The organism is Kineococcus sp. G2 (assembly GCF_037154035.1).
GTDB lineage: Bacteria > Actinomycetota > Actinomycetes > Actinomycetales > Kineococcaceae > Kineococcus.
This window is the reverse complement of record NZ_JBBBEM010000095.1, coordinates 17,212-43,135: the sequence shown is the minus strand read 5'-3', so window position 1 is coordinate 43,135 and position 25,924 is coordinate 17,212. Positions and strand designations below refer to the sequence as shown.

The window sequence follows — 25,924 nt, the reverse complement described above, 5'->3', positions numbered from 1 at the left end:
ACGTGCCCGCCCGGCCGCGGCGGCGGCTGCGCGGGTCAGTTCAGCGACACGTCCGCGGGGAAGCTGGCCACCAGGGCCAGGTCCCCGCCCTGGCGGCGCAGCACGTCCCCCCACAGCCGCTCGGGGTCGTCGGAGAAGGGGTCGCGGGCCTCGGCGGGCAGGACGAACCAGGCGTCGTCGGCGACCTCCCCCTCCAGCTGCCCGGCGCCCCAGCCCGCGTAGCCGGCGAAGATGCGCAGGCCGGCCAGGTCGTCGACGACCGCCTCCGGCGGGGTGTCCAGGTCCACCAGGCCCACCGACCCCAGGCCCACGGAACCGAACACGCGCCGCACGCCGGCGGGGTCGGGCCGGTCACCGGGCACGGCCACCAGCCCGAGGGCGGAGTCCAGCGCCACCGGGCCGCCCTGGAACAGCTTGCCCGGCGCGGTGGCGAACTCCTGCCACCCCGGCAGCACCGCGTCCACGTCCACCTCCAGGGGCCGGTTGACGACGACCCCCAGCGCACCGTCCTCGTCGTGGTTGAGCACGAGGACGACGGCGCGGCGGAAGTTGGGGTCGGTCAGCGACGGGCTCGCCAGCAGCAGGCGGCCCGTCAGCGCGGTGGGGGGCATCGGGCTCACCGCTCTCGCCCCGTTCCGGTCTGCAGGAGCACGCCCCCATCATGGCGTCTCCGGAGCCCGCCGCACCCGGTCGGTGCCGCAGGGCCGCGCCCGCGGCCCGGCCCGGTCAGCGCGGACCGCTCAGCGGAACGTCCTCGCGGGTGGCGCGCACGTACTGCGCCGGCCACGGCACGGCGCGGGTGTCGTGCAGGGCGAGGGCGGCGCGCTGCGGCCAGCGCGGGTCGGCCAGCAGCGGCCGGGCCAGCAGCACCGCGTCGGCGTCCCCGCCGACGAGGACCTGCTCGGCCTGCAGCGGGTCGAGGATGAGGCCGACCGCCCCCACCGGCACGCCCGCCTCCCGCTTCAGGCGCCCGGCGTTGGGCACCTGGTAGCCGGGGCCCACGGGGATGGACTGCTCGGGCACGTTGCCGCCGGAGGAGGCGTCGACCAGGTCCGCGCCGCGCTCGCCGAGCCACCGGGCCAGCTGCACGCACTCGTCCACGTCCCACCCGCCGGGCGCCCAGTCGGAGGTGGACACCCGCACGAACACCGGCTTGTCCGCCGGCCACACCGCCCGCACGGCGTCCAGGACCTCCAGCAGCAACCGGGCGCGACCGGCCAGGTCACCGCCGTAGCCGTCGGTGCGCCGGTTGGACAGCGGGGAGAGGAACTGGTGCAGCAGGTAGCCGTGGGCGGCGTGCAGCTCCACCACGTCGAAGCCGGCGCGCTCGGCGCGGCGGGCCGCGTCGGCGAACGCGGCCACGACGCGCTCGACGCCGTCGGCGTCCAGGGCGGTGGGCACCGCCAGGTCGCCGTGGGCGATCGCGCTGGGCGCGACGGTCGGCCAGCCGCCCTCCTGCGGCGGCACGCTGCCCCGCTCGGGCGCCCAGGGGCGGTGGGTGCTCGCCTTGCGGCCGGCGTGGGCGAGCTGGACGCCGGCGGCGGCGCCCTGGGAGTGCACGAAGGCCACGACCCGCGCCCACGCGCGCTCCTGCTCGTCGTCCCACAGGCCCGCGTCGTGCGGGGAGATGCGCCCCTCGGGCACGACGGCGGCGGCCTCGGTCAGGACCAGGGCGGCGCCGCCGACGGCGAGGGAACCGTAGTGGACCAGGTGCCAGTCGTTCGGCACGCCGGGCGCGGCGACGGGGTCGCAGGAGTACTGGCACATCGGGGAGACCCACACGCGGTGACCGAAGGTGGTGCCGCGCAGGGTCAGGGGCTGGAGCAGTCGACTCACCGCCGCACCGTACGAGACGGCCCCGGCACGCGCCCGCGCACCCCGCGCACCGTCAGGGGCGGCGGGTGCGCTTGTCCCGGTACATGCGCGCGTCGGCGCGCGCCAGCACCTCGGCGGGCGGCACCACCGGGTCGTCCACCACGAGGCCGACGCTGCACGTCAGGGACGTGCCGCCGTCGACACCGGGCAGCTCCACCGCGACGTCGGTGACGGCCCGGCGGAAGCGCTCCTCCAGCGCGGCGGGCTCCACCTCGGCCGGCCCCTCCACCAGGACGACGAACTCGTCGCCGCCGTAGCGGGCCACGGTGTCCTCCTCGCGCGCCGCTGCCGCCAGCCGGCGCGCCACCGCCACCAGCACGGCGTCGCCGGCGAGGTGCCCGTACCGGTCGTTGAACCGCTTGAGGTCGTCGACGTCGCAGAAGGCCACCACGGGCACCCGCCCGGTGCGGCGAGCGCGGGAGCGGGCCTGGGACCAGCGGTCCTCGAACAGGGAGCGGTTCGGCAGCCCGGTCAGGCGGTCGTGGGTGGCGCGGTGCGCGAGGTCGCGCTGCCGCTCGACGTGCTGGGAGACGTCCCAGCAGAGCAGGGCGAGCGCCGGGGCGCCCTCGAAGCGCACGGGCGCGATGCGCACCTCCACGGTCGTCACGGCGCCACCGGCGGCCAGGAAGCGCCACTCGACCGGCGGGGCCGGCTGCGCCGGGCCGGTGCGCGCACCGACGGCGAGGCCGGTCGCGAGCGCGTCGTGGTCGTCCGGGTGGACGAGGGCGGTCAGCGCCCAGCCCACCGGTGCGGGCCCGTCGGGCCCGGCGCCGACCACCAGCCGCGCGGCCCCGTTGGCCCACAGCACCGCGCCGTCGCGCACGACGAGGGTGGGCAGGGGCGAGTCCTCCACCAGTTCCCGGTAGTCGACGTCCTGCACTGCACCCTCCTCGTCCGGCGGCCGCGGCGGGCCGTCTGGAGGGCGACGGTAGGTGCGCTGCACCCGGCTGCCCGGCCCGATCGGGGGAAAACCCCCGGCACGGCGGAACGCTTGCGACGCAGCGTGTCCACGGCGACACGGCCGGCGCGGGACCTGGCGCGGAGAGTCGCGTACCGGTGACGCGACCGCCCGTCACCGCACGGGGCGGCAGAGACCGGCCGCCCGCGCCGACGAGGTCCGCCGCCCACACCGGCGCGCGGTGAGCGACCGGGGTGGGCACGGGCACCCGGGCACGACGAAGGGCCGCCCCCCTCGCGGGGAGCGGCCCTTCGACAGGGGTGGAGATGGCGGGAATCGAACCCGCGTCCGTCAGCGTGGTACCAGGGCTTCTCCGGGTGCAGCCTGTTCAGCGGTCTGCTCGGCCCCGATGCTCACACAGGCATGTCATCGCCGGGCCCAGCCGCGTTGAGTGTCCCTCTCACCTACGCGACCTCGGTGAGAGGTGAGCCCCCTAGTCGATGCCAGGACCCGGGGCGGGAGCACACCCGGGCTGACAGAGTCGCACTCGCTCAGGCGGCGAGGGCGAACTCGGTGCGCTTGGAATCGGCACCTATTGGTTTGCACGGAGCGTTGACGAGATGACCGTGCATCCTCGACCCGCTTCCCCTGGCTCGACGACCGACGTCGAAACCTGTCATCCCCTTGTTGAGTTGTGGTGCTGCCGGCCCCGTCGTGGCGACCGGTGACCATCATACGTCCCAACGACCCGACCGGCGCGCCCATTCCCGCCGGGCGCACCCGGGCCACCGGCGACCCGGGCGCCTCACTCCCGGTTCCGGCGCAGCGACATCGCGCGCTCGGCCTCACGGCGGTCCTGGCGCTCGCGCAGGGCGTGCCGCTTGTCGTAGTTCTTCTTGCCCCGCGCCAGGCCGATCTCGACCTTCACGCGGCCGTCGACGAAGTACAGCGACAGCGGCACGATCGTCAGGCCGGACTCGCGGACCTTGCCGGCCCACTTGTCGATCTCCGCGCGGTGCAGCAGCAGCTTGCGGCGGCGCCGGGGCGCGTGGTTCGTCCAGGTGCCCTGCACGTACTCGGGGATGTGGACGTGCTCCAGCCACATCTCCCCCCGGTCGATCTGGGCGAAGCCGTCGACGAGGGAGGCGCGGCCCATGCGCAGGGCCTTCACCTCGGTGCCCATCAGGGACAGGCCCGCCTCGTAGGTGTCCTCGATGTGGTAGTCGTGACGCGCCTTGCGGTTGCTGGCGATCACCTTGCGCCCGGTCTCGCGCGGCACGTCGGCCCTCCCCCGTGGTGGTCTGGACCGTCCAGTCTAGGTGGGGCGTGCGCACCCGCGCACGGCCGTTCTCCCAGGGCGCACGCCCCCGAGCGCGACGGCGGGCGCGGACGGGCTCAGACCCGCAGCCAGCGCCGCAGGCTCAGCAGCGAGGCGGCCACCGCGAAGACCACCCCGACACCCACCAGCACCGGCGCGGTCGGCCACAGCACGTCGGAGGTCTCCACCAGGCGGGTGGTGAAGTCCGGCCGGTCGCTCAGCCGGCCCACGCCGAACTCCACCAGCGCGTACAGCGCCCCGGAGGCCAGGACCGCGCCGACGAAGCTGGCCACGACGCCCTCCAGCACGAACGGCAGCTGGATCAGCGCCCGCGAGGCGCCCACCAGCCGCATGATGCTCGTCTCCCGGCGGCGGCTGAAGGCCGTCAGGCGGATCGTGGTGGACACCAGCAGCACCGAGCACAGCAGCATCAGGGCGGCCAGGCCGATCGCCACGCGGGTGGCGCCGTCCATCGCGGCGAAGAGGGGCCCCAGGATGGCCCGCTGGTCCGGGACGTCCTCCACGCCCGGCTGCCCGGCGAACTGGTCGCGGATCTCCTCGTAGCGGTCCGGCTGGGTCAGCCGCACGCGGAACGACTCCGGCAGCGCGTCGGGGGTGACGTTCTCGGTGAGCGAGTCGTCGTACTGCTCCAGGAAGTTCTCGTACGCCTCCTGCTGGGACTCGTAGAAGACCCGGTCCACCAGCGGCGAGGCCTCCAGCTGCGCGCGCAGCGCGTCGCGCTGCTCGGCGGTGACGGCACCGGTGGGGCAGTTCTCCTCGCTGCTGACCTCCCCGCACAGGAAGATCGACACCTGCACGCGGTCGTACCAGTCGCCCTTGAGGATGGAGACCTGCTGCTGCACCAGCAGCCCCAGCCCCAGGAAGAACAGCGAGACCATCGTCACCAGGACGACGGAGACCGTCATGGTGAAGTTGCGCCGCAGCCCGGCGCCCATCTCCCGCAGGACGAAGCCCAGGCGCATCAGCGGGCCGACCCGTACACGCCGCGGTCCTCGTCGCGCACGACGCGGCCGTCGCGCAGCTCCACGACGCGCTTGCGCATCTGGTCGACGATGTCGTCGTCGTGCGTGGCCATGACGATGGTGGTCCCCGTGCGGTTGATGCGGTCCAGCAGCTTCATGATGCCCACGCTGGTCTCCGGGTCGAGGTTGCCGGTGGGTTCGTCCGCCAGCAGGATCGACGGCCGGTTGACGAACGCGCGGGCGATCGCCACCCGCTGCTGCTCGCCGCCGGACAGCTCGTGCGGGCGGCGCTTCTCCTTGCCCTGCAGCCCCACCAGGGCCAACGTCTCCGGCACCGACTGCGCGATGACGTGCCGCGGCCGGCCCAGCACCTGCAGGGCGAAGGCCACGTTCTCGAAGACGGACTTGTCGGTCAGCAACCGGAAGTCCTGGAAGACCACCCCGATCTCGCGGCGCAGCGCCGGCACCTTCCAGCTGCGCAACCGGCCCACGTCGCGCCCGGCGACCTGCACGGTCCCCGAGGACGCCTTCTCCTCCTTCAGCACCAGCCGCAGGAACGTGGACTTGCCCGACCCGGACGGCCCGACGAGGAAGACGAAGTCGCCCTTGTCGATCTGCAGGGTCACCTCGGCGAGCGCGGGGCGGTACCCCTCGCCGTAGACCTTGCTGACGTGCTCGAAGGTGATCACTCGCGGGGTGGCCGGTCTCGGGGACGGGGGGGGGTGCGGGACGTACTCCAGCCGCCGACCACTCTACGGGCGGGCACGGCGCGTGAGCGCCGACCCCCGTCCGGGTGGGCGCGCCCGGTCAGCTCGCGGCGCCGGCCGCCCGCTCGCCCTGCCGGCGCCAGCGGATGCCGGACTCCAGGAAGGCGTCGATCTCCCCGTCGAAGACGGCGTCGGCGTTGCCGACCTCGTGGTTGGTGCGCAGGTCCTTGACCATGCGGTACGGCTGCAGGACGTAGGAGCGCATCTGGTTGCCCCACGAGCCGGAGTCGTCGCCCTTGAGGGCGTCCAGCTCCGCCTGACGGTCCTTGCGGGCCTTCTCCAGCAGCTTCGCCTGCAGCACGCGCATCGCGGCGGCCTTGTTCTGCAGCTGCGACTTCTCGTTCTGGCAGGTGACGACGATGCCGGTGGGCACGTGCGTCAGCCGCACCGCGGAGTCGGTGGTGTTGACCGACTGCCCGCCCGGCCCCGAGGAGCGGTACACGTCCACCCGGACGTCGTTCTCCGGGACCTCGATGTGGTCGGTCTCGGCCACCACCGGCAGCACCTCCACGCCCGCGAAGGACGTCTGGCGCCGGCCCTGGTTGTCGAACGGGGAGATGCGCACCAGGCGGTGCGTGCCCTGCTCGACCGAGAGGGTGCCGTACGCGTACGGGGCGGCGACCTTGAAGGTGGCGGACTTGATGCCCGCCTCCTCCGCGTAGGAGGTGTCGTACACCTCGGTCCTGTAGCCCTTGCGCTCCGCCCAGCGCAGGTACATGCGCATGAGCATCTCGGCGAAGTCCGCCGCGTCCACGCCACCGGCCTCCGAGCGGATCGTCACCAGGGCCTCGCGCTGGTCGTACTCCCCGCTCAGCAGGGTGCGCACCTCCAGCTCGTCGAGCTGCTTCCTGATCGAGACCAGCTCCCGCTCGGCCTCGGCCAGGGAGTCGGCGTCGTCCTCGGACTCGGCGAGCTCCAGCAGGACCTCGAGGTCGTCGATGCGCGAGCCCATCCGCTCGATGCGCTCCAGCTCGGCCTGCACCGTCGACAGGCGGCTGGTGACGGACTGGGCGTGCTCGGCGTCGTCCCACAGGTCCGGGGCGGCGGCCTGCTCGTTGAGCCGGGTCAGCTCCTCGCGCAGCGCGTCGAGGTCCGACACCTGGCGGATCGACGCGTACGTCTGGCGGAGGGCGGAGATCTCGGCGGGGAAGTCGGTGGCCACGTCGTCCGAGCTTACGCGCGCACCGGGACACCGGGGTGCGCGCGAGGCGCTGCGCCGGTGGCCCACCGGTTCAGCCGCCGTCCGACGCGGCGGCCGACGGCCTGCTGAGCCGGGCCGCCGCCTCCCGCGCCACCTCCGGCGGGACGACGTGCGGGCCGTCGAACTCCCGGTACGTCACGTCGTACCCCGCCGCGCGCAAGGCCGGCACGATCCGCCGGCTCGTCCGGTCCACGGGCAGGACCTCGTCGTCGTCACCGTGGGAGACGTGGACGTCCGGCCGGCCGACGCGCGGGCCGTCCGGCACGAAGCCCGGGGAGAAGGCGACGACGCGGCGGAACAGCTCGCCGTTGGCCAGGCCCAGCCCGAGCGCGTACGAGGCGCCGTCGGAGAAGCCCGCGACCGCCACCCGCCCCGGGTCCACCGCCACGGTCGCGAACGCCCGCGTCAGCGCCCGGTCGACCAGTTCGGCGTCCACCCCGTACCCACCCGTGATCGCGTCCCACGTCGAGCCCCGCGAGGCCGGTGCGAGCAGCACCAGGGCGTGCTCCTCGGCCAGCGGCCGCAGCGGCGCCAGCCCGCCGGCTGCGTCCCCGCCGGCGCCGTGCAGCGTCAGGACCAGCGCGACCGGCTCGCCCGGAGGCAGACCGGGCGGCACGAGCAGCAGGGCGTCGCGGACGTCCGCGACCCCCAGCGCCCGCTCCCCCGGCGGTGCCGAGCCGCCGCCGGGCCCGGGACGGGCGGTCAGCGCCGCAGGGTGCCGACCCGCCCCCGGGGACGAGCCGGAACGCCCCGCGGGGTCGGGCCCCCCGGTGCAGCCCGGCACGAGCGCGGCCACCGCCGCGCACCCCGCGGCGCTCAGCGCACCACGCCGCGTCAGCACTCCCCCGTGGTACCCCGCGCGGGCAACGGGCGCCACCGCGCACCAGCCGCCGTCCGCGTCACCGCGGGCGCTGCTCCAGCCGGGTGATCCCCGCCCCCGGGCGTGCAGCTGCGCCCCCCCGGTACCGATGTCCATCAGGAGGTTCCCGCGCCGGACGCGGGGCGGGAGGGGGCGGCGGCAGTGGCACGCGACGTCCGCACCCGCCGCGCACCCGCGGCCGAGGGCCGGGCGCTGGCACGCACCGTCCTCGGCGCCGGGGCGCTGTCGCTGGCCACCGCCGCCGCACCCTTCAGCCCCACCGCACCGACGGGGATGGCCGCCGCCCTGGGCGTGGTGGGCCTGGCCCTCGGCGCGCTGCTGCACGCCCGCGCCGCCCGTCTGCCGCGCGCCCTGCCGCACGCGGTGCTGCTCCTGGCGACGAGCGTCGTCACGGTGAGCGTCCTGGCCTCCACGACCCCGGCCGGGCGGGTGGTCACCGCGTGCAGCTACGTCTGGATCGCGCTGTTCACCGCCGCCTTCCACTCCCGCCGGGCGGCGTGCGCCCACCTGACGCTGCTCCTCGCCGGCTTCGCCGCCGCGCTGTGGGGCGGTGGCGCGCCCGCCCCCGCCCAGACGTGGGGCTTCATGGGCGGCACCGTCGCCGCCGTCGCCTGGACCGTCAACGGCCTGGTGCTGCGCCTGCGCGCGCGGGCCGACGAGGACCAGCTCACCGGCACCCTGACCCGGGCCGCCTGGCTCGCCGAGGCGGAGGCCACCGCGGCGCACGGCGCACCGGCGTCCCTGGTCGTCCTCGACCTCGACGGCTTCAAGGAGGTCAACGACCGCGACGGGCACGCGGCCGGCGACCGGCTCCTGGCGGACCTGGCGCGCGCCTGGGCCGGGGCGCTGCGCCCCGGGGACCTGCTCGGCCGCCTCGGCGGCGACGAGTTCGCCCTGCTGCTGCCGCGCACCCGCGCCGCGCAGGTCCCCGAGGTCCTCGCCGCCCTGCGCGCCGCCCGCCCTCGGGGCCGCTGGAGCGCCGGGACGGCCGAGCACGCGCCCGGCGAGGCGGTCGCCGACTGGCTGGAGCGCGCCGACGCGGACCTGTACGCCCACAAGCGCGCCCGACCCGGCGCGCCCCGTCCCGCCCTCCGCGAGGACGCCCCGCCGGCACCGGTCCGCGGCGCCTGACCCGGCCGGCCGGGACCGGACCGGCGGGAGCGGGTCAGCGGAAGCGGCGCCCCTGGTCGCGGCGGATCGCCCACACGGCCACCGCCCCCAGCACCACCGTCCAGCCCACCAGGACCGGAAGCGCCGTGGACGGCACGTCCGTGCCGGTGGCCGCGCCGATGACGAGATCGCGCCCGGCGCGGGTGGGCGTCCAGGTGGAGATCGCCGTCAGCCATCCCGGCATCGCCTGCGGCGGCAGGAACAGCCCGCCGGCGAACGCCAGCGGCAGCAGCAGCACCTGCGCCAGCGCCAGCGCCGCCTTGGCCGGCACCGAGTAGCCGAGGGCCAGGCCGAGGGCGAGCAGCGGCAGGCCCGCCACGAGCAGGGCGCCCAGGCCTGCGGCGAACCGCGCCGGGGTGGTGGTGGCGTCGGTGAGCAGCACCGCCAGCACCAGCAGCGGCACCAGCCCCAGCACCGTGAAGGCGGCGCCCATCAGGACCCGGGCGGCGAAGCGGGGCAGCGCCCCGACCGGCAGGGTGCGCAGGTGCGTGTCCCACGGCAGGGCGCGGTCCTCGGCGATGCCGGCGCCGTGCGTGAACAGCGACACGCTCATCGCGGAGAACACCGCCAGCTGCGCGACGGCGGCGGTGTCCGCGGCCGGGCCCATCCCGCCCGACTGCGGCACCACGAACACCGCGAGGATCAGGGCGGGGAAGACGGCCGTGCTGACGACCATGACGGGCACCCGCAGCGCCTCCAGCACCTGGTAGCGGGTGTGCAGCCACGTCAGGCGCAGCGCCCCCGCGGGCCGGCGGCGCGCGAGCCGCCCGGCGCCGGTGCGGGTGGACGTGGGGACGGGGGTGCTCACGCGGCCACCTCCCCGCCCGCGGCCCGCTCACCGGTCAGGGCGAGGAAGGCCTCCTCCAGCGAGGCCGCGGCCACCTCCAGCTCCGAGAACGGCACCCGCGCCCCCACGAGGTCGCGCACGAAGGCGTCCGCGTCCGGCACCAGCAGCTCCCACCGCCCCTCGCGGGTGCCGTCGGCGACGACCCGCGCGCCGGCGGTCAGCTGCGCGGGCACGGCGCCCGGCGGGGCGCCGAACCGCACCCGGCGCAGCGCGGTGCGCCCGCGCACCTCCGCCACGGTGCCCTCGGCCAGGACCCGGCCGCGGCCGACCACGACCACCCGGTGCGCGAGCGCCTCCACCTCCTCGAGGTAGTGGCTGGTCAGCAGCAGCGTGCCGCCCCGCTCGACGAACCCGCGCACCGCCGCCCACAGCGCGTGCCGCGCCGGCACGTCCAGACCGGTCGTCGGCTCGTCCAGGAGCACGACGTCGGGGCGGCCGACGAAGGCGAGCGCGACGGCCAGGCGACGCTGCTGACCGCCCGAGAGCCCACCGCACTGGCGCGAGCGCAGCCCGGTCAGCTCGAAGCGCTCCAGCACCTCCCCCGTCGGCAGGGGGTCGCGGTGGTGGCCGGCGACGAAGTCGACGACCTCGGCCACCTTCAGCGTCTGCGGCAGCCCCGTCGCCTGCGGGGTGACGCCCAGGCGGGCGCGCACGGCCGCCTCGCGCGGGTCCCCACCGGCGAGGCGCACCGTGCCGCTGGTGGGCTTGCGCAGCCCCGCCAGCAGCGACAGCAGCGTGGACTTGCCGGCGCCGTTGGGGCCCAGCACGCCCACGGCCTCACCGGGCCGCACGGTGAGGCTGACGTCGTCCAGGGCGACGACGTCGCCGAAGGTGCGGGTGACGCGGTCGACCTCGACCACGGGCGGTGCGCTCACGGGGGGCTCCTTCACGGTGCGGGGTCGCAGGGGACGGGTCAGCCGAGCAGGGTGCGCAGGGTCGCGCGGTAGGTCTCGAAGGCGGCGCGGCCGGCGGGCGTCAGGCGCAGGTGGGTGGCGGGGGTGCGTCCCTGGTGGGACTTGGTCACCTCCACGTAACCGGCGTCCTCGAGCTTGCGCAGGTGGGTGGAGAGATTGCCGGCGGTCATGCCCAGCAGCTCCTGCAACCGCGGGAAGGCGATGCGGTCCTCGCCGGGCAGGGAGGCCAGGGAGGCGACGACCCTCAGGCGGGCGGCGGCGTGGATGACGGGGTCGAGCCCGGGCCCGGCGTCCGCCGGTGCCGACGGCCCGGCGGGGGTGCGCCGGCTCACGCCGCCCGCCCGCGCCGCAGCGCGTACCGGGCCGCGACGGCGAGGAAGGCGCCGCCCCCGCCCAGGGACATGACCCACAGCAGGGCCGGCGGGCCGAGCAGGGCCCCGCCGGCGGTGGTCAGCAGCAGCCACGCCCCCAGGCCGAACTGGGCCGGTTCGCGCCACAGGGTGCCGCCGAACAGGTACATGACACCCACGAACAGCCCCGAGCTCGCCGGCCACAGCAGGTCCGCGACCGCGGGCCCGGTCGCGGTGGTCACGACCGCGGTGTTCACCGCGGTCAGGGCGAGGAAGCCCAGCACCCACGACCAGCCGTAGAGCACCGCGGTCCTCGCGCCCGGTCCGGACAGGCCCCGGCCCACGCGCACGCTGTGCAGGAGGGTGGTCAGGCCCGCACCCGTCAGCAGCACGGCCAGGACGGCGCCCGGCAGGGCGTCGGGCACGCTGAGCAGCGGCTCCCGCCCACCGGTGGCGGCGGCGAGACCGAAACCCGCGAGCCAGGTCAGGCCCCACACGCCGTACAGCAGGCGGGCGTCGACCCCGACGGCGCGGCGCACGAGGCGCTGCTGGTCCTCGATGAGCGCGAGCCGGGCGGCGGCGTCGAACCGCTCGCCCTCGTGCACGTCGTCCACACCGGCCTCCTGGCACTGCAGAGCACTTTGCGTTGCAAAGCACTCTGCCGTGCACCGCCGCGGTGCGCAAGGGTCACCGCGCAGCGCTCCCCCCGTCCAGCCGCGCCACCGCCCGGCTGGACGCCCGCAGCTGCACCCCACCGGCGAACCGCTCGGGCACCAGCCCCGCGAACGGCGGCACCACCGTCGCGCCGAGCACCACCACCGCCGTGCGCCCGTCCGGGCTGCCCGTGCCCGCCGCCACCCGCACCCCCGGCAGGTCCGACCCCGCGACGTCCACGTACCGCTGCGCGCTGGCGCGCACCGACGCGTCCGTCAGCGGCACCGCCTCCGGCGGCAGGCCGGAGGTGAAGTACGCCGCCTCGTCCAGCGCGTCGGCGGCGTCCGCGGCCGCCGCGTCCGCCAGCGCGAGCAGCCGCACCCGCTGCAGGTGCACCGCCGAGGCGGAGACCACCACGAGCACCAGGACGACGGCCACCAGCGCGAACCCCAGCGACAGCAGCGCGATGCGCCCCTCGTCCCGGGACCCGCCCACGGGTCCGCGCGCGGACCCGGACCCGTGCCCGGTCACGACGCGGCGAACCGGTCCGCGACGGCCGTGCGCCGCACCCGCACCGGCACCTCGGCCGGCACCGCCGAGCGCACGAACGCCGGCACCAGCGGCAGGACCACCCGAACCCGCACCGTCGCCGCCACCGCCGCCTCCGGGGTGCGGCACGGCCGCGCCGCGCACTCCAGCACCAGGGCCCCCGGCTGCGCGGCGAAACCCTGGTCGGCCAGCGCGAGCGCCACCGCGGCCTCGGCGCGCGCCGCCGCCCGCGCGTCCCCGCTCGTGGTCGCCAGCACCCGCGACGCCTCCCGGGCCCCGGCCTCCGCCGCGAACGTCGCCGCCTGCACCCGCCCCAGGGTCAGCACCAGGTAGACCAGCGGCACCAGCAGCAGCACCCCCACGGCCAGGAACTCCACCGCGGCGCTGCCCTCCTCACCCTCCACGGGCCCGACCCTCACGGCACCCGTCACGCCGCGCCCTCCACGGCCGCGTGCCCGCGCACGTCGAGCACCCGGCCGGCGCCCAGCAGACCCAGCACCGGCAGCGGGGCTCGCACCCGCACCTCCACCACCGGCGCACCGCCCGCGCCGGCGGTGACGACGCCCGCGGTGACGTCCGCCGCGTACCGGGGCGACAGGGAGGCGGCCAGCAGGTCCCGGGTGCGCTGCGCACCCAGCTGCGGGGAACTGCCCGCCAGCGCCGCGTAGCGGGCTCCGGCGCCGGCGCAGTCCACCGCCGTGGCCCGCACGTGCTGCACCACGGCCAGCTGCAGGACCGCCGCGAACAGCAGCGCCAGCACCCCCGCGGTCGCGGCGAACTCCGCGACCGCGGAGCCGTCGTCACCGCGCGCGGGGACCGGCGGACCCGGCGGCGGGCAACCAGCGGACGTGCGGTTCACAGCTGCCCGAGCACGGCGTCCATCGACTGCGTGAACAGCTGCTGCAACCGGGGACCGGCCACGGCCCACAGCCCCACCACCAGACCCGCCGTCATGACGGTCACCAGCACCCACCCGGGCACGTCGCCGCGGTCGTCCCCGCGGTGCCGACCCACCCGCCGGGCGACCCGGGAGAGGGCGCGCAGCAGCCCGTCCAGCAGCGAAGGGGCGGTCCCGCCACGGCGGGTGGGGTTCACGGACACGGTTCTCCTCGGGATCTCGAACGAGCCCTGCGGCCGAGGGTTCGGCCACGGGCTTCCAACGGGGCTTCCAACGGGGTCTCCAGCGGGTTCCACCGGCGTTCTCGCCGGCGACCCTCACGACCCCAGGCTCAGCTGCGCCAGGCCGGGGAACACCGCGAACAGCACGGTCACCGGCAGCACACCGAACACGACGGGCACGAGCATGCGCACCTCGCGCCGCCCGCCCTCCTCCAGCAACCGGCGCCGCTCGGCCTCGCGGGCGTCGGCGGCCTGCGCGCGCAGCACCGCCGCCAGGGGGCTGCCCGTCTCCACGGCCACCACCAGGCCGTCCACGAACCGGCCCAGCGCCGCCACCCCCAGCCGGTCCGCCGTCGCCGTCAGCGCCTCCACCAGCGGCGTGCCCGTACCGACCCGGGCCAGCGCGCGCCTCAGGTCCACCGCCAGCTCGCCACCACCGGCGGCGACGCGCTGCAACGCGGCCGCGACCCCCTCACCGGCCCCCACCGACAGCGCCAGCAGTTCCGCCACGGCCGGCAGGTCCTCCTCCACCAGCGCACGGCGGCGGCGCACCGCCCGCGCCAGGGCCGCGTCGCGCGCCAGGGCCCCGCCGACGGTCCCGGCGACGACGAACGCCAGCGCACCCACCGGTGTCAGCGCACCGCGCAGCAGCGCCACCGCGCACAGCACCGCCGCGGCACCGGCACCGCCCAGCGCCCACACCACCTGCTCGGCGCGGTGCTGCGCCACGTCCCGGTCGGGGTCGAGCACGTCCAGCCGAGCCCGCACCACCGCGGGCGAACCCAGCACGGCACCGCACGCCTCAGCGGCCGCCCGCAACCGGCGACCGGTGCTCGCCCGCCAGCCGGGGACGGCCCGGCGCACCAGGTACGGGGCGATCCGGGACTCCAGCGAGGGGGTGCGGCACAACGGCACGCCCAGCAGCACCAGCACGCACCCCGCGCCCCCCAGCAGTCCCAGCAGCGCGCCCGTCGCAGCCGGGCTCACGCGGCCACCCGCCGCGGTTCCGGCAGGCGCCCCAGCCGCACCATCAGCAGGTACGACAGCAGCGTGACCGCCGCCCCACCGGCCAGCACCGCGGCACCCGCCGCGGTGTCGTAGGCCTCCAGCGCCCCCGGCCTGGTGGCCAGCAGGGCCAGGACCAGCCACGGCGCCGCTGCCGCCAGCCGGGCCGCCGCCACCGTCCACCCCTGCCGCGCCAGCAGTTCCCCGCGGGCGCGCTGGTCCTCGCGCAGGTACGCCGACAGCGTCCGCAACGTGCCGCCCAGGTCGCTGCCGCCGACCTGCCGCGTCATGCGAAGGACCGCCGCCAACCGGTCGAACACCGGGTCCGCCAGCTCGTCCCGCAGGTGGTCGAGCTCCACCTCGAACGCCCCGCTGGTGCGGTAACCGGCGGCGAAACCCGCGAACGCCGGCCGCAGCGGCTGCGGCCCGCGCGACGCCAGCGCGCACACCGCGTCGGGCAGCGCGGCTCCGGCCCGCACCGCCGAGGCGAGCGCGTCCACCGCGTCGGGCCACTCCTGCGCCCGGCCCGCCCGGCGGGCACGGGCGCGCGAGCGCAGCAGCACCAGCGGCGCCACGGCCCCCGCCACCGCGGCGGGCACGGCCGCGACCACCACGCCCGTCACGGCCGGCACCAGCAGCAGTCCCGCCGAACCCAGCAGGGCGCACACCACCAGCAGCACCGCCGGCGGCACGTCCGCGAACCCCGCCTCCTGCAGCGCGCGCCGCAGACGACGGCGCCGCACCCGCACCGGCCGCGCCGGCCGCTCCCAGCACGACCACCACGCGCAGAAGACCCCCGCCCCCAGCAACGCCCCCACCAGCGGGGCACCCGCACCGCCCACGTCAGGAACCCCCGGACAGCAGCGCGGCCAGGTCGAAACCGGCGCGCGCGAACCGCTCGCGGTGCGGGGGCCACCCGGCGTCCCGAACCAGCGGCGCACCGGGTTCCGCACCGCGCCGGAACAGCGGTGCGGTCTCCACCACACCGCCCTCCACGCGACCGGTCACCGCGAGCACCTCGTCCACGCGACGCGTGCCGTCGGCCCCCAGGGAGGCGTGCACCACCAGGTCCAGGCAGGCGGCGACCGCGGGCACCACGAAACCGCTCGTGACGTTCTGCCCCGCCAGCAGCGGCAGGGTGCACATCTTCGCCACGGCACCCGCCGCGGAGTTCGCGTGGATCGTGGCAGCCCCCGGCAGACCGGAGTTCAAGGCGATCAGCAGGTCCAGGCTCTCCTCCTGGCGGACCTCCCCCACGACGAGGCGGTCCGGGCGCATCCGCAGCGCCTCCTTCACCAGGCGCCGCAACGGGATCTCGCCGCGACCCTCCAGGTTCGGCTGCCGGCACTGCATCGCCACCACGTCGCGGGCCGCGACGTCGAGCTCGAACACCTCCTCGCAGGTGACGATCCGCTGCTGCGCGGGCACGGCCGCCAGGAGGCAGTTCAGGAGCGTCGTCTTGCCGGCCTGGGTCCCGACAGAGACTTATCCCCTGTCATGCTGATGCCGTGCGAGCCGTCACCTACCTCCGCCTGAGCAACCACACCGAGGCCTCCACCTCCATCACCCGCCAGCGCGAGGAGACCCGCGCCCGGTGCGAGCGCGAGGGCTGGAGCATCGTCGCCGAACTGGCCGACCCCAACGTCTCCGGCGCCAAGGCCCGCGCCAACGCCGCCGAGGCGCTGCGGATGCTCCGCGATGACCACGCCGACGTGCTCGTCGTCGCCGCCTTCGACCGGTGGAGCCGGACGGGGCTGGGCGCTGTCGCCGACCTGGTCGAGGTCCTCGACGAGCGCGGGCGCGTCGGGCGCCCGGCGCTGTTCGTGACCTGCCGCGACGGCATCTCTTCCGCGATGGCCGGGTGGCGTCTGACCGCCGTGGTCATCGCGGAGATCGCCCGCCAGGAGCGCGAGAACACCTCCGCGCGCACCGCCGCGAGTCTCGCCAAGCTGACCCAGGAGAACCGCTGGCGCGGCGGCACGGTTCCGCCCGGCTACCGCGCGGAGAAGAACACCGATCGCCCCGGCTACCGCCTCGTTGTGGACGAGGAGAAGGCTGCCCTCTGGCGCGATGCCGCCCGGCGCATCGTGGCCGGCGCTTCGGCCTACTCCATCGTCAAGAGCCTCAACGCCGCCGGGGTCCCCTCCCCCACCGGGACGGACTGGTACGTCACCGCGTTCTCCAGGACCATCACATCCCCGCGCATGGTCGGGCGCGTCATCTACCGCGGCGACGTGGTCCGCGACGAGGAAGGCCTCCCGGCGACCGTCTGGGAGCCCCTCCTCGACGTCGAGACCTGGGAGCGGGTGCGCGTCGCCCTCGGCGTCGACAAGCCTCCGGCCGAGCGCAAGCGGCGCCCCAAGGCCGCGCGACTGCTGTCCGGACTCCTCGTCTGCGCGTCCTGCGGCGCCAACCTCCACGTCAACACCAGCCGGCAGCGCCCCGCCTACGCCTGTGGGACGAGACAGCGCGGCGGGATGGCCTGTACCGCCCCCGTGAGTGTGCGCGCCGACGCCGTCGAGGAACACGTCAGCGAGCAGTTTCTCGCCGAGTTCGGCGACCAGGAGGTCTACGAGCGCGTCGAGGTGGCGCCTCAGCGCACCGACCTCGCCGAGGTCATCCGCGCCATCGAGGTCGCCGCCGCCGACCTGGCACGGGCGGCCGACCTGCACAAGTTCGAGCGCCTCCAGGGGCTCCAGGAGCGGCGCGCGGAGTTGGAGGCGACGCCGATGGGGCGTCGCGTCGAGCTACGCCCGACGGGCCGCACCTACGCCGAGGTCTGGACCGACGAGGGGGTCGTTGGACGCCGCACCCTCCTGGCCGCCAACTACTCCCGCATCACCGTCCGGCCCGCGACCAAGGGTGGGCGCTGGGCGCGGGTCGACGACCGTCTCCAGTGGTTCAGCCGTCCGGCGTTCCCGGCTGGCGCTCTTCCAGTCGAGGACTACACGGCGGGGACGTGGGTCGTCGACGACCCGGAGGATTGACGCCCTTCCGAGGCGTGGTAGAGGCCACCCTGGTCGAGGCCCGAGCCCGGCGACGGCGGGACCTGCATGTGGCCGGCCGACTTGAAGGGCCCAGGGCGCCGGCTGGGCGATGTGATTCGGCTCACAAATACCGACCTAATACTCCAGGATCTGTCTACATCCCTTGTCTTACTCCAGAACTGGGATATATCCGCTGAATCGCGTTGTGGCGTAACAGGTTTGTTGGTCCACGCTTCCCGTATGGGAACTACGACCGACCCCGACCGCGACACGCCCCCCGGCGAGGACCCCGCGGAGGACTACCCCTGGATGATCGGCCACCACGGCGAGGACGACACGGTCGTCCAGCGCGAGGTCTCCCGACTCCAGTGGGCCTACGTCGACCTCCTGGGCGAGACCGTTGACCGGCTCCTGGGCCTGCCGGACCGCGACTCCGACCACGACGCCCACGCCGAAATCCTGGAGGACCTCCAGGTCCGGCAGCTTCGGCACACCGCGGCCCTGCGTCTGGCCATGTCCCTGTCGGCGAAGGTGCCGGAGGTCCTGGTCACAGAGGCCCGCCGGGCCGGGGCCTCCTGGGCCCTGATCGGCGACGCCGTGGACGTCTCCCGGCAGGCCGCCCGGAAGAGGTGGAGCTACCTCGACGTCCCCCAGGGGCCGGCCGTGAGCTTTCCGCGGGCCCGCGACCTCCTCGACGAAGTCCGCCCCCGGGCCGCCGGCTCGACCGTGCGGCCGGACTACCGGGTCACGACGTGAGTCCGGCCCGTAAGACGAAGGCCGGCCCCCCCGAAGGGGAACCGGCCACCGCTCAGGTCCTCGCCAAGACCTACTCGCCGAAGGACCTCAGTGTCTCACAGGAGCCGTCCTGGGCGACCGGCCGAACGCCCGTCTTCGTGCTCCTGGTCCGCTACCCGCGCACCGTGTGGCGACGCGCTTTCCTCACTCTCGCAGCGGCTCAGAAGTACGCCGAACGGGCGGAGGAGAAGGGTCACGCCGCGGAGATCGTGCTCTGCCGGCTGGAGCCGATGACGGCCGCGGAGCGGGACGAGGTCCTCGCCGACGTCGAGAGCCAAGCCCAGTTCTACCGGCGGGCCCGGCGGAGGTCGTCGTGAGCGGGGCCGGCTGGACGACCGTCCGGGTCGGCGGCTGGAGCGGAGAACGTCTGGTCCCCCTCCACCCCGCGGTCCCCGGCGACCTGGACCACCGGGTCCGCGACGGCCTAGAGGCCCGCCTGGTCCTGGCCGTGGCCGGCTGCTGCCCGTGCGGGGCCGTCGTGCCAGCCCTGTCGGCCAACCAGCGCCGGAGGTGGCGGGTCGGGACCCAGCCCCTTCGGATGGAGGTGGGCCACCTCGACGACTGCCCGGCCCCGGACCCGGCCGTGGACGAGGTCCTGGCCCAGGCCGCGGCCCGGGCCGGCGCGGGGAGGCCGTCGTGACCTGGGCGAAGATCGACGACTCCCAGCCGGACCGGCTGCGGGCCCTGGGACTGGGCCCGTCGGCTCGGTGCCTGCACTACGAGCTGACGGTCTGGTCCTGCCGGCTGCTGACGGACGGCCTGGTGGCCCCCGGGGCCCTGCGGGTGGTCGGCGCGGACTTCGACGACCTGGAGGGCGACCTGGAGGCCCTGGAGCGGGCCGGCCTGGTCGACGTCGACGACGACGGGGTCCACCTGGTCGACTTCCACGACCACCAGCCGACGGCCGCGGACGTGGAGAAGGCCCGGGCGGAGTCGAAGGCCCGACAGGACCGGTCCCGCCGGCACCGGGCCGGGGACCACTCGACGTGCCGGCCGGAGTTCTGCCGGAGCGCGTCTGTCGCGCGTGACAGGACGCGCGACAACGGCGTGAGTCACGACGCCCCGACCCGACCCGACCCGTCCCGACCCCTAGGGAGGGACGGGGCGGGGAGGGGAAGGGGAGCTGGAGCGGTGGGGAACGGCCGGGACCAGGTCGTCGACGACGTCGCCGGCCGCAACCTGGGTAGGTGGCCGGCCCAGGTCGCCGGCCGCGACGACGGCCCCCGTCTTACGGCTCCTCCGCTTCGCTCCGGACCCGGCCAGCCACACATCACCCGGGAGGAGTTCGGTCACCAGGTGACGACGATCTCCACCGGTCCGCCGCGGCTGGACACCCGGCCGCCGGGCCTTCGGGGGGTGTCGTGACGTCGCCGGCCGGCGGGGCCGGCTTCGACCCGTGGGCCTTCGAGGTGCGCGTCTTCACGGAGGACCCCGTCCTGGCCGGCCACGACTTTGTCCGGATTTCCTCCGTCCTGGAGGTCGACTCCTGGGCGGAGCACGTCCCGGAGTGGACGGCGACGGAGGTCTTGGCCGTGTCCGTGCGCGCGGCCGGCCTCCTGGCCCGCCTGGCCCTGGTCCTCCAGCGAGAGGTCGCGCGCCTGGCCGCCGGCCACGGGTGCGCCGGTACCTGCGCGGTCCACGCCTGGGGCCTGGAGACGACCCGGCAGCACGTCGGGGAGGGCCTAGAGGTCTCCGCCTACGTCCCGGCCGGCCAGGGGCCGGCCTTCGGGGAGTACCTGGGCCGGTCCCTGGGGGCCCTGGTGGCGGAGGAGGAGCCCTTCTCCGAGGAGGAGGAGCGGGCGTTCTGGAGCGACGACGACAAGCCGACCAGCACGACGACCAGCACGACGATGACGACGACCAGGAGGTCCGCATGACGACGACGACCCCGGAGCGGCGCGGCCCGCTCCGTCTGACGCTCCAGGAGGCCCGCGCCCGCTACCGGGGCGGGCCCGTGGAGTACCGGGACCACCAGGTCCGCGAGGACGTCGACGGCTTCCCGGTCGTGGAGGCCGGCACGCCGGTCCACGCGCTGATCGCGTGGACGCCGGAGGTCCTGGGCTGGCCCGTGGAGGACCTCGAGGTCGACGACGATCAGGAGGTGACCCGGTGAGCGTGAACCCGTCCGGGGCCCTGTCCCGACTGCTGGCCGGCACCGGTCCCGCCAACCAGGTCGACGACCTGGAGGACCGTCCGGCCCAGGAGGCCCCCTCCCCCTCGACACCCCCCTCCCCCGAGGAGGTGGCCGGCCAGGAGGTCGAGGAGTCCCCGGCCGGTGAGGGGGGCCAGGAGGACGTCCAGGCCCCGAAGGCCGTCCGGGAGGCGGCGAAGTACCGTCGGCAGCTTCGGGCCGCGGAGGGCCGTGTCCGGGACGTGGAGGCCCAGTGCGACGACCTGGCAGGCCGGCTGGAGCAGGCCCAGCGCCGGATCGCGGAGTCCCACACGGGCCTCCGCCGGCCGGCGGCCCTCTGGGCGGCCGGAGTTGAGGTCCGCGACCTCCTCGACGACTCCGGCGACGTCGACCCCGGGAAGGTCCGCCAGGCCGTGACGAAGGCCGCCGGGGAGTTGGGGTTGGCCCGGAACCCGCGCCCGGACCTGCACCAGGCCCACACGGCCGGCGTGGACGTCGCGGAGTCCTTCGCCGGGTGGTTGGACAGGGGACGCCGGCGGGCCTGATCCCTTACGCTGGAAGCCGTTCCGGGGACCGTGTCCGTGACACGCCCCGGGACGGCGACTAGCTCCAGGGGAGCACCGGCCGGCGGCCCAGAGGGCCCGGCAGGAGACGACCACTCCTCCCTCCCACCTGGAGCCCTCCCGTGCCTACTGCCCTGACCACGACCCCCACCGTCGGCGTTCCGATCACTCCGCCCGACCAGGCCGGCCTGGTGATCGGTCCCCTCCAGCGCGACTCCCTGGCGCTGCGGACGGCGACCGTCATCGCCACCCGCCGGGACGAGGTTCGCGTCCCGCTCCTGACCGACGACGTTCCCGCGGACTTCGTCGAGGAGGGGGCCGAACTCCCCGAGGGCCAGCCGTTCGTCGCGGAGGTCGCCCTGCGGCCGGCGAAGCTGGCCGCCCTAACCGTCCTGTCCAACGAACTGGCCTCCGACTCCGAGCCGGGGGCCGTCAACCTGGTGGGCGAGAGCATCGCCCGGAGCATCCGGGCCCGCCTGGACTCCGCGTTCCTGGACGCCCCCGGGACCGGCATCCCCCCCGCCGGCGTGCTGACCTCCGCCAACTCCACGGACGGGGGGACTCTGGGGGTCGACACCGGGTCCCTGGACACCCTTCAGGACGCCCTCACGCTGGTCGAGGCCGCCGGGGGTACGCCCAACGTCATCGTCTGCCACCCCTCCACCTGGGGTGTCCTGGCGAAGCTGAAGGCCGGCGACGGCTCCGCCGTGCCGCTGCTGGGTTCGCCCTCCGACGGCCGGCAGGAGCGGACCGTCTTCGGCGTGCCCGTGTTCGTGGACGCTCAGGTCCCCGAGGACATCATCGGCGTGTGGGACCGCGCGGCCGTGGCCGTGGCGCTGCGCCAGGACGTGAGCATCGAACAGAGCCGGGACGCCTACTTCTCCTCCGACTCTGTCGCCGTGCGCGCGACGCTTCGCGCCGCGTGGGACGTGCTGGACCCGGAGCGCGTGGTCCGCATCGCGGTGGGGACTCCGGTCGCCCCCTGATCCTCTGACGGCCGGCCGGCGGCCTGGACCCTTCGGCGGGCCGCCGGCTGGCCCACCACGGACCGCGACCCTCGACGCGAGGTCGTCGAGGGTCGCGGGACGGCCTCCAGGCCCAGAAGCGTTACGCCGGAACCGACCCTGTACGCCCCGGAGACGGCTTGGAACCCGCGCCCGTCCCCCAGGGCTAGGCTCCGGGTCGGATCGCCCGCCAGACGGGGCCCTGGCCCTCTGGGGGGCCTCCCCTCCCCCGGCCTCGCCGAGGGCGTTTCGCATAGGTCGCCGCGGGCCTCCCAGGTTGAGACCTTAGGGGCATGTCCCCTTACTGCACCTCCTCCGCAGGATCCCATTGAGCGCCCTTTGATCGATTGCATGCAATGTGGAGAAGCTGACCGTTGTCTTCGACAGTCTCACCACCCTGACTCCACGGCTTAATGTGGTCAACCTCGCAATCCGCAAAAGTCAACGGGTTTCCGCATTGAACACACACGGGACTGTCGGTCTCCAATGCATCCCACAAGTTCTGCTTCTGCTGAGGGGAGAAGAACCTGCGCTTGCGCCCCTCCTCGACCGTATCTAACGCCCAAGCCACCGCCGCAATATAACGCTCGAAGCGGTACGTGACGTTTGGCGTGCCGGTCGTCCCTCGTTGGATGGCATCGTTGAACCGCTCGTTGTACGAGTGAAGGCGACGAACCGCGTCAAGAAGATGATCCCGACGGTCATTGAGCGCGGTATCGAACGATCCCGCGTCCGCGAATCCGTACTGTGCGTGATCCAGTAGCGCGTACACTTGAGCTTCCATAAGTGCGCGGTTGACGGTGCGCGCCCATTCCCCGTGGTAGCCCACCTCCGGGATACGGTACGGGCGAAAACGAAGGTCTCCGAAAACCTTGATGCTGCGATCAATGCCCTTTTTGACGCGGTTTAGTCGACGTGTTCTTTCAGTGTCCTTCTCGTTCTTCCCGAAAATCATTTCCTCATTGAGGAACTTGTTCAACTTTTTATTTGGGAACGCGATGTATCCCTTGCGCTCGAAGGCAAGAAGTCGCGTGAGGTACTCAACGTCCTTCATGCGACGGAAATCGCCGTCCGAAACTCGGAGTTGATCCTTAAATGACTCCGCAGCTGTTTTAATGTGCGTGAGATACTCGCCGTGGTGCGCAGCGTTTCGAAGTTCCTGGTCAGATAGAACCGTGCTTTGCTGGTTCAGTCGCCGGAAAAGCTCGAACTTGTCGGCCTTTGCATGCAGGGGAATGGTTGCGGTCGAAAGCTTGAACTCCTTGAATACCTGCTTCAGTGAAGGACGCAACTCGATGAACTTCTTACCTCGAAGATCCTCGATGATGGAGTCTTCGGGGATCGTCAACTTGCCCTCGTAGAAGTCTCGAAGCGACGTCAGTCGCTGCTGACCGTCCACCACTTCTCGAATCTTGACCGATTCTCCATCAATTTCCTTGGTCGCATCAGCCAGGTAAACCAGCGGCAACGGCAAACCCAAGTAGACCGATTCGATCAGGGCCGCTTTTTTCTTCCGGTCCCAAAAGGGCCGCCGCTGGTAGGGTGGATTAGTGACAACGTACCCTTCGGCGACTGATGTCAGTAGGGACTGCACTGTCTCCGTGACCGGGGTCACTGCCGGAAGATCGTCCGAGAGGACCAGCGGCTCGATAGTTCCGAGGTCCTCTTCCTTCTCGCTCGGGTCATCACTCTCAAGCGGGGTGTCTAGCTGTTCGGCCATGATCTGACGCTAGCGGAAGGGCACGACATCTGAGAGGTCGGTGGTCGACGCCGGCAGCATGGTCATCCCCATGCTCCACTAACGCGGCAACCGCCTTGGGTCCCGGTTGCGGACCTCCTCGACCCTCTTGCCCCCGTCGTCGACCATTACGACTTGGTTCTCCACTGCCTGGTTGATTGGCAGAAGTCCGGGCCGACTGGCAGAAGTCCGACCTCCTAGGTATGCCCGACGACGCGGACGTGGTGGAGCGGACCGGGGCTGGCCTCTGAGAACATGCGGGCCGCAGCTCGGAGCCTCCAGCGAGGGGGCTCGGTGGGCACTCATTGGGCCAGCACGGGCCGTCCCTCCTTCACCCGGCTCCGCCTTGACGTCAACGCCCGAGCCGGCCTCTGCCCTGAGCCGTCGAGATGGCCGACTCCTCAAGGTGCTAGGCGAGAGCGCCCGGACGGACACTCCTAGGGAGCAGACCCGGACCCAGAAACACCGTGACTCAGCGACAGGCACAGGGGTCAACCTGGCGACGAGCACCGCCAGCCCTTGGGTCCCGCGATGGACCTGGGATGCTAGGCCATCGACCATATCTCTCAAAGTGACGAGCCAGGCACCCTCCGTTGGCCTAGGATCTTGTCGTGGCGAAGTTGATCTACATCGACGAGACAGGTTCCGTGGGTAAAGGAGCCAAAAAACAACCTCTGCTTACAGTCGTTGGTGCGGTAGTAGACGAGTCGAAAGTCCGACCACTCGCCGAAGCTTTTCGGAAGATCGCAAGGAAGCATCTGGGCTACGTCCCAGCCGACTTCGAATTGCACGGTAATGAGATTTGGAACGGGACGGGTTACTGGAAAGGGAAAAGTCCAGTAGAATTGCTGTCCGTTTACAGTGACGCGATCCAAGTCCTTAAAGACTTGGATATCGGCATCGCTCATGCGAGCATCCGCAAAGAGCGACTGAACTCACGGTATAACGGTGAATTTGATACTAACGCCTACCTTCTCGCCCTACAGTTCCTTCTTGAGAAGCTCGACCGATATTCCATGGACAATAAGATCGTAATCGCAGATGAACAGAAAGAACACGAACTTCGAGCGGTAAGTATGGTCGCCGATCTTCAAGATTGGGGCAATGGCCCCGTTCCTGGCAGGAAACTCGAAACCATCATTGACTCAATCCATTTTGTAAACTCCCGCCTGAGTCCCGGCGTCCAAATGGCGGACATAGTCGCATACGCACTACAGCGAAAATGGAACTCTTGGGACAAGCATCCGAACGCCAGAGCCGCTCTAAGCGACATGGTTGACATTGTCGATCAGCATGTTTTGACGTGGCGAGTGCCTTGGCCCTGACGACCTGGCCGCGCGTTGAGTAGTCGCATACGCCGGCATTCTCGTCCACCCCACCGATGGTGACTTTAGTCACAATACAGGGGATGAGTACCTGCCTGGGTCGCCCCGCTGACGAGCACGTTCAGCCCCGAGGCGACCGCGGCCGCCAGGAACCGCGCCGCCTGCGCCGACAGCACCCCCGGCTCCACCAGGTCCTCCAGGCGGCGGGCGCGGGCGACGAACCTGCGCACGTTCACCGCCCAGTGCCGGCGGGTGATGTCGGGGATGACCACGTGCAGGCGGGAACCGTCCGGCAGGGTGGCGTCCACGAACGGGCTGGACAGGTCCACGCGCCGGCCGGTGCTGGCGAGCATCCGCTCCACCAGTTCCACCACGGCGTCCTCCTCCAGGATCGTCGTGGTCAGCTCCGGCACGCCGCCGCGGGCGACGAACACCTTGCCGGGTTCGTTGATCCAGATCTCCTCGACCTCGGGGTCGTCGAAGTACCGCTGCAGCGGCCCGTGACCGGACACGGCGGCGACCACCTCGCGCACCGCCGCCGAGCGGTCGGCGAGGAACGGCAGCGACCCGTCCAGCGACCGCAGGTCGTAGCCGGTGACCGCCTCGTCGACGAGGGCGTGCAGCTCCCGCGGCGTGGCGCGGAAACCCCCGGCGGAGATCCGGCGGCGCAGTTCCGCCCGGACCTCGTCCTCGACCAGCCGCACCGCGTCCACGCGCACCTCCTCCGCTCCGCAACCGCGGAACCCCTCCGCACCCGAGCACGGTAGGCAGCAGCCGCCGCGCGCGTCCGGGGGATGTGGACAACCCCCGGCACGGCTCCCGGGGTGTGGACAGCGGCGACCCGGACCGGT

29 protein-coding genes, 1 other RNA gene and 2 pseudogenes are annotated in these 25,924 nt (G+C 73.6%); 10 read left to right on the top strand and 22 right to left on the bottom strand.

The annotated features are described in order from the left end of the window. Positions 1–35: 35 nt before the first annotated feature. The 9 genes from V9U69_RS14155 to V9U69_RS14115 all read right to left on the bottom strand — a co-directional run bounded on the left by V9U69_RS14155 (position 36) and on the right by V9U69_RS14115 (position 7,883). Positions 36–611 (bottom strand): YqgE/AlgH family protein, encoded by a 576-nt coding sequence (locus V9U69_RS14155; protein WP_337062486.1) that lies wholly within the window; start codon positions 609–611, stop codon positions 36–38. Positions 612–726: 115 nt separating this feature from the next. Further along, a complete protein-coding gene (locus V9U69_RS14150; RefSeq protein WP_337062484.1) occupies positions 727–1,836 on the bottom strand; it encodes an NADH:flavin oxidoreductase/NADH oxidase in 1,110 nt (369 codons plus the stop codon). A 52-nt stretch (positions 1,837–1,888) separates the two neighbouring features. Next, positions 1,889–2,755: a GGDEF domain-containing protein gene (locus tag V9U69_RS14145; protein ID WP_337062482.1), complete on the bottom strand. Its 867-nt coding sequence runs from the start codon at positions 2,753–2,755 to the stop codon at positions 1,889–1,891. Between the two features lie 336 nt (positions 2,756–3,091). After that, positions 3,092–3,457: a transfer-messenger RNA gene (gene ssrA, locus V9U69_RS14140) on the bottom strand. A gap of 121 nt (positions 3,458–3,578) precedes the next feature. Further along, positions 3,579–4,052 (bottom strand): SsrA-binding protein SmpB, encoded by a 474-nt coding sequence (gene smpB / locus V9U69_RS14135; protein WP_337062480.1) that lies wholly within the window; start codon positions 4,050–4,052, stop codon positions 3,579–3,581. A 116-nt stretch (positions 4,053–4,168) separates the two neighbouring features. Beyond that, positions 4,169–5,074 (bottom strand): permease-like cell division protein FtsX, encoded by a 906-nt coding sequence (ftsX, locus tag V9U69_RS14130; protein WP_337062478.1) that lies wholly within the window; start codon positions 5,072–5,074, stop codon positions 4,169–4,171. Beyond that, entirely contained in the window at positions 5,074–5,763 is a 690-nt protein-coding gene (ftsE, locus tag V9U69_RS14125) for a cell division ATP-binding protein FtsE (protein WP_337062476.1), read from the bottom strand. Before ftsE ends, ftsX begins: the two co-directional genes overlap by 1 nt. 118 nt (positions 5,764–5,881) lie before the next feature. Beyond that, entirely contained in the window at positions 5,882–7,003 is a 1,122-nt protein-coding gene (gene prfB, locus V9U69_RS14120) for a peptide chain release factor 2 (protein WP_337062475.1), read from the bottom strand. A gap of 70 nt (positions 7,004–7,073) precedes the next feature. Beyond that, positions 7,074–7,883 carry an alpha/beta hydrolase gene (locus V9U69_RS14115; RefSeq protein ID WP_337062473.1) on the bottom strand — a complete coding sequence of 270 codons (810 nt, stop codon included), beginning with the start codon at positions 7,881–7,883 and terminating at the stop codon, positions 7,074–7,076. 180 nt (positions 7,884–8,063) lie between these two features. On the opposite strand from V9U69_RS14115, the gene V9U69_RS14110 reads away from it, so the two are divergent. Further along, the gene (locus V9U69_RS14110; RefSeq protein WP_337062471.1) at positions 8,064–9,053 is read left to right on the top strand and encodes a GGDEF domain-containing protein; all 990 of its coding nucleotides are present in this window, start codon (positions 8,064–8,066) and stop codon (positions 9,051–9,053) included. A 34-nt stretch (positions 9,054–9,087) separates the two neighbouring features. On the opposite strand, the gene V9U69_RS14105 is transcribed toward V9U69_RS14110, so the two are convergent. The 11 genes and pseudogenes from V9U69_RS14105 to V9U69_RS14055 all read right to left on the bottom strand — a co-directional run. After that, positions 9,088–9,900, bottom strand: a complete 813-nt coding sequence (locus tag V9U69_RS14105; RefSeq protein WP_337062469.1) for an ABC transporter permease — start codon at positions 9,898–9,900, stop codon at positions 9,088–9,090. Then, complete coding sequence (locus tag V9U69_RS14100; protein ID WP_337062467.1) at positions 9,897–10,814, bottom strand: ABC transporter ATP-binding protein; 918 nt, start codon at positions 10,812–10,814, stop codon at positions 9,897–9,899. Before V9U69_RS14100 ends, V9U69_RS14105 begins: the two co-directional genes overlap by 4 nt. A 38-nt stretch (positions 10,815–10,852) precedes the next feature. After that, positions 10,853–11,185 (bottom strand): winged helix-turn-helix domain-containing protein, encoded by a 333-nt coding sequence (locus V9U69_RS14095; RefSeq protein ID WP_337062466.1) that lies wholly within the window; start codon positions 11,183–11,185, stop codon positions 10,853–10,855. Beyond that, the gene (locus tag V9U69_RS14090) at positions 11,182–11,817 is read right to left on the bottom strand and encodes a hypothetical protein (RefSeq protein WP_337062464.1); all 636 of its coding nucleotides are present in this window, start codon (positions 11,815–11,817) and stop codon (positions 11,182–11,184) included. The genes V9U69_RS14095 and V9U69_RS14090 overlap by 4 nt, the downstream gene beginning before the upstream one ends. A gap of 73 nt (positions 11,818–11,890) precedes the next feature. After that, positions 11,891–12,352 carry a hypothetical protein gene (locus V9U69_RS14085; RefSeq protein ID WP_337062463.1) on the bottom strand — a complete coding sequence of 154 codons (462 nt, stop codon included), beginning with the start codon at positions 12,350–12,352 and terminating at the stop codon, positions 11,891–11,893. Between the two features lie 32 nt (positions 12,353–12,384). After that, positions 12,385–12,810: a pilus assembly protein gene (locus V9U69_RS14080; protein ID WP_337062461.1), complete on the bottom strand. Its 426-nt coding sequence runs from the start codon at positions 12,808–12,810 to the stop codon at positions 12,385–12,387. A 23-nt stretch (positions 12,811–12,833) separates the two neighbouring features. Then, complete coding sequence (locus tag V9U69_RS14075) at positions 12,834–13,265, bottom strand: pilus assembly protein (RefSeq protein ID WP_337062460.1); 432 nt, start codon at positions 13,263–13,265, stop codon at positions 12,834–12,836. Then, entirely contained in the window at positions 13,262–13,453 is a 192-nt protein-coding gene (locus V9U69_RS14070) for a hypothetical protein (RefSeq protein WP_442907775.1), read from the bottom strand. The genes V9U69_RS14075 and V9U69_RS14070 overlap by 4 nt, the downstream gene beginning before the upstream one ends. Before the next feature lie 168 nt (positions 13,454–13,621). Then, positions 13,622–14,512 (bottom strand): type II secretion system F family protein, encoded by an 891-nt coding sequence (locus V9U69_RS14065; RefSeq protein ID WP_337062457.1) that lies wholly within the window; start codon positions 14,510–14,512, stop codon positions 13,622–13,624. Continuing rightward, entirely contained in the window at positions 14,509–15,372 is an 864-nt protein-coding gene (locus V9U69_RS14060; RefSeq protein WP_337062456.1) for a type II secretion system F family protein, read from the bottom strand. Before V9U69_RS14060 ends, V9U69_RS14065 begins: the two co-directional genes overlap by 4 nt. A 1-nt stretch (position 15,373) precedes the next feature. Further along, positions 15,374–16,015: pseudogene (locus V9U69_RS14055) on the bottom strand (CpaF family protein); the annotation flags it as partial. Between the two features lie 23 nt (positions 16,016–16,038). On the opposite strand from V9U69_RS14055, the gene V9U69_RS14050 reads away from it, so the two are divergent. The 8 genes from V9U69_RS14050 to V9U69_RS14015 all read left to right on the top strand — a co-directional run bounded on the left by V9U69_RS14050 (position 16,039) and on the right by V9U69_RS14015 (position 21,992). Beyond that, entirely contained in the window at positions 16,039–17,517 is a 1,479-nt protein-coding gene (locus V9U69_RS14050; RefSeq protein ID WP_337062454.1) for a recombinase family protein, read from the top strand. Between the two features lie 240 nt (positions 17,518–17,757). Continuing rightward, a complete protein-coding gene (locus V9U69_RS14045; protein ID WP_337062452.1) occupies positions 17,758–18,273 on the top strand; it encodes a hypothetical protein in 516 nt (171 codons plus the stop codon). After that, positions 18,270–18,629, top strand: coding sequence for a hypothetical protein (locus V9U69_RS14040; RefSeq protein WP_337062451.1), 360 nt, complete (start codon positions 18,270–18,272; stop codon positions 18,627–18,629). The genes V9U69_RS14045 and V9U69_RS14040 overlap by 4 nt, the downstream gene beginning before the upstream one ends. A gap of 319 nt (positions 18,630–18,948) precedes the next feature. Then, positions 18,949–19,677, top strand: coding sequence for a hypothetical protein (locus tag V9U69_RS14035; RefSeq protein WP_337062450.1), 729 nt, complete (start codon positions 18,949–18,951; stop codon positions 19,675–19,677). Continuing rightward, positions 19,674–20,189, top strand: coding sequence for a hypothetical protein (locus tag V9U69_RS14030; RefSeq protein ID WP_337062449.1), 516 nt, complete (start codon positions 19,674–19,676; stop codon positions 20,187–20,189). Before V9U69_RS14035 ends, V9U69_RS14030 begins: the two co-directional genes overlap by 4 nt. Continuing rightward, on the top strand, positions 20,186–20,425 hold the full coding sequence (locus tag V9U69_RS14025; protein WP_337062448.1) for a hypothetical protein: 240 nt from the start codon (positions 20,186–20,188) through the stop codon (positions 20,423–20,425). The genes V9U69_RS14030 and V9U69_RS14025 overlap by 4 nt, the downstream gene beginning before the upstream one ends. Beyond that, complete coding sequence (locus tag V9U69_RS14020) at positions 20,422–20,988, top strand: hypothetical protein (RefSeq protein WP_337062447.1); 567 nt, start codon at positions 20,422–20,424, stop codon at positions 20,986–20,988. Before V9U69_RS14025 ends, V9U69_RS14020 begins: the two co-directional genes overlap by 4 nt. A gap of 140 nt (positions 20,989–21,128) precedes the next feature. After that, on the top strand, positions 21,129–21,992 hold the full coding sequence (locus V9U69_RS14015; protein WP_337062446.1) for a phage major capsid protein: 864 nt from the start codon (positions 21,129–21,131) through the stop codon (positions 21,990–21,992). Positions 21,993–22,311: 319 nt separating this feature from the next. Here the strand turns inward: V9U69_RS14015 and V9U69_RS14010 are convergent, their stop codons facing one another. Next, complete coding sequence (locus V9U69_RS14010) at positions 22,312–23,730, bottom strand: GmrSD restriction endonuclease domain-containing protein (RefSeq protein ID WP_337062445.1); 1,419 nt, start codon at positions 23,728–23,730, stop codon at positions 22,312–22,314. 629 nt (positions 23,731–24,359) lie between these two features. Here V9U69_RS14010 and V9U69_RS14005 point away from each other — a divergent pair. Beyond that, positions 24,360–25,073 (top strand): DUF3800 domain-containing protein, encoded by a 714-nt coding sequence (locus tag V9U69_RS14005; protein ID WP_337062444.1) that lies wholly within the window; start codon positions 24,360–24,362, stop codon positions 25,071–25,073. Between the two features lie 89 nt (positions 25,074–25,162). On the opposite strand, the pseudogene V9U69_RS14000 reads toward V9U69_RS14005, so the two are convergent. Then, a pseudogene (locus V9U69_RS14000) lies at positions 25,163–25,786 on the bottom strand (ATPase, T2SS/T4P/T4SS family); the annotation flags it as partial. Between the last annotated feature and the right edge of the window lie 138 nt (positions 25,787–25,924).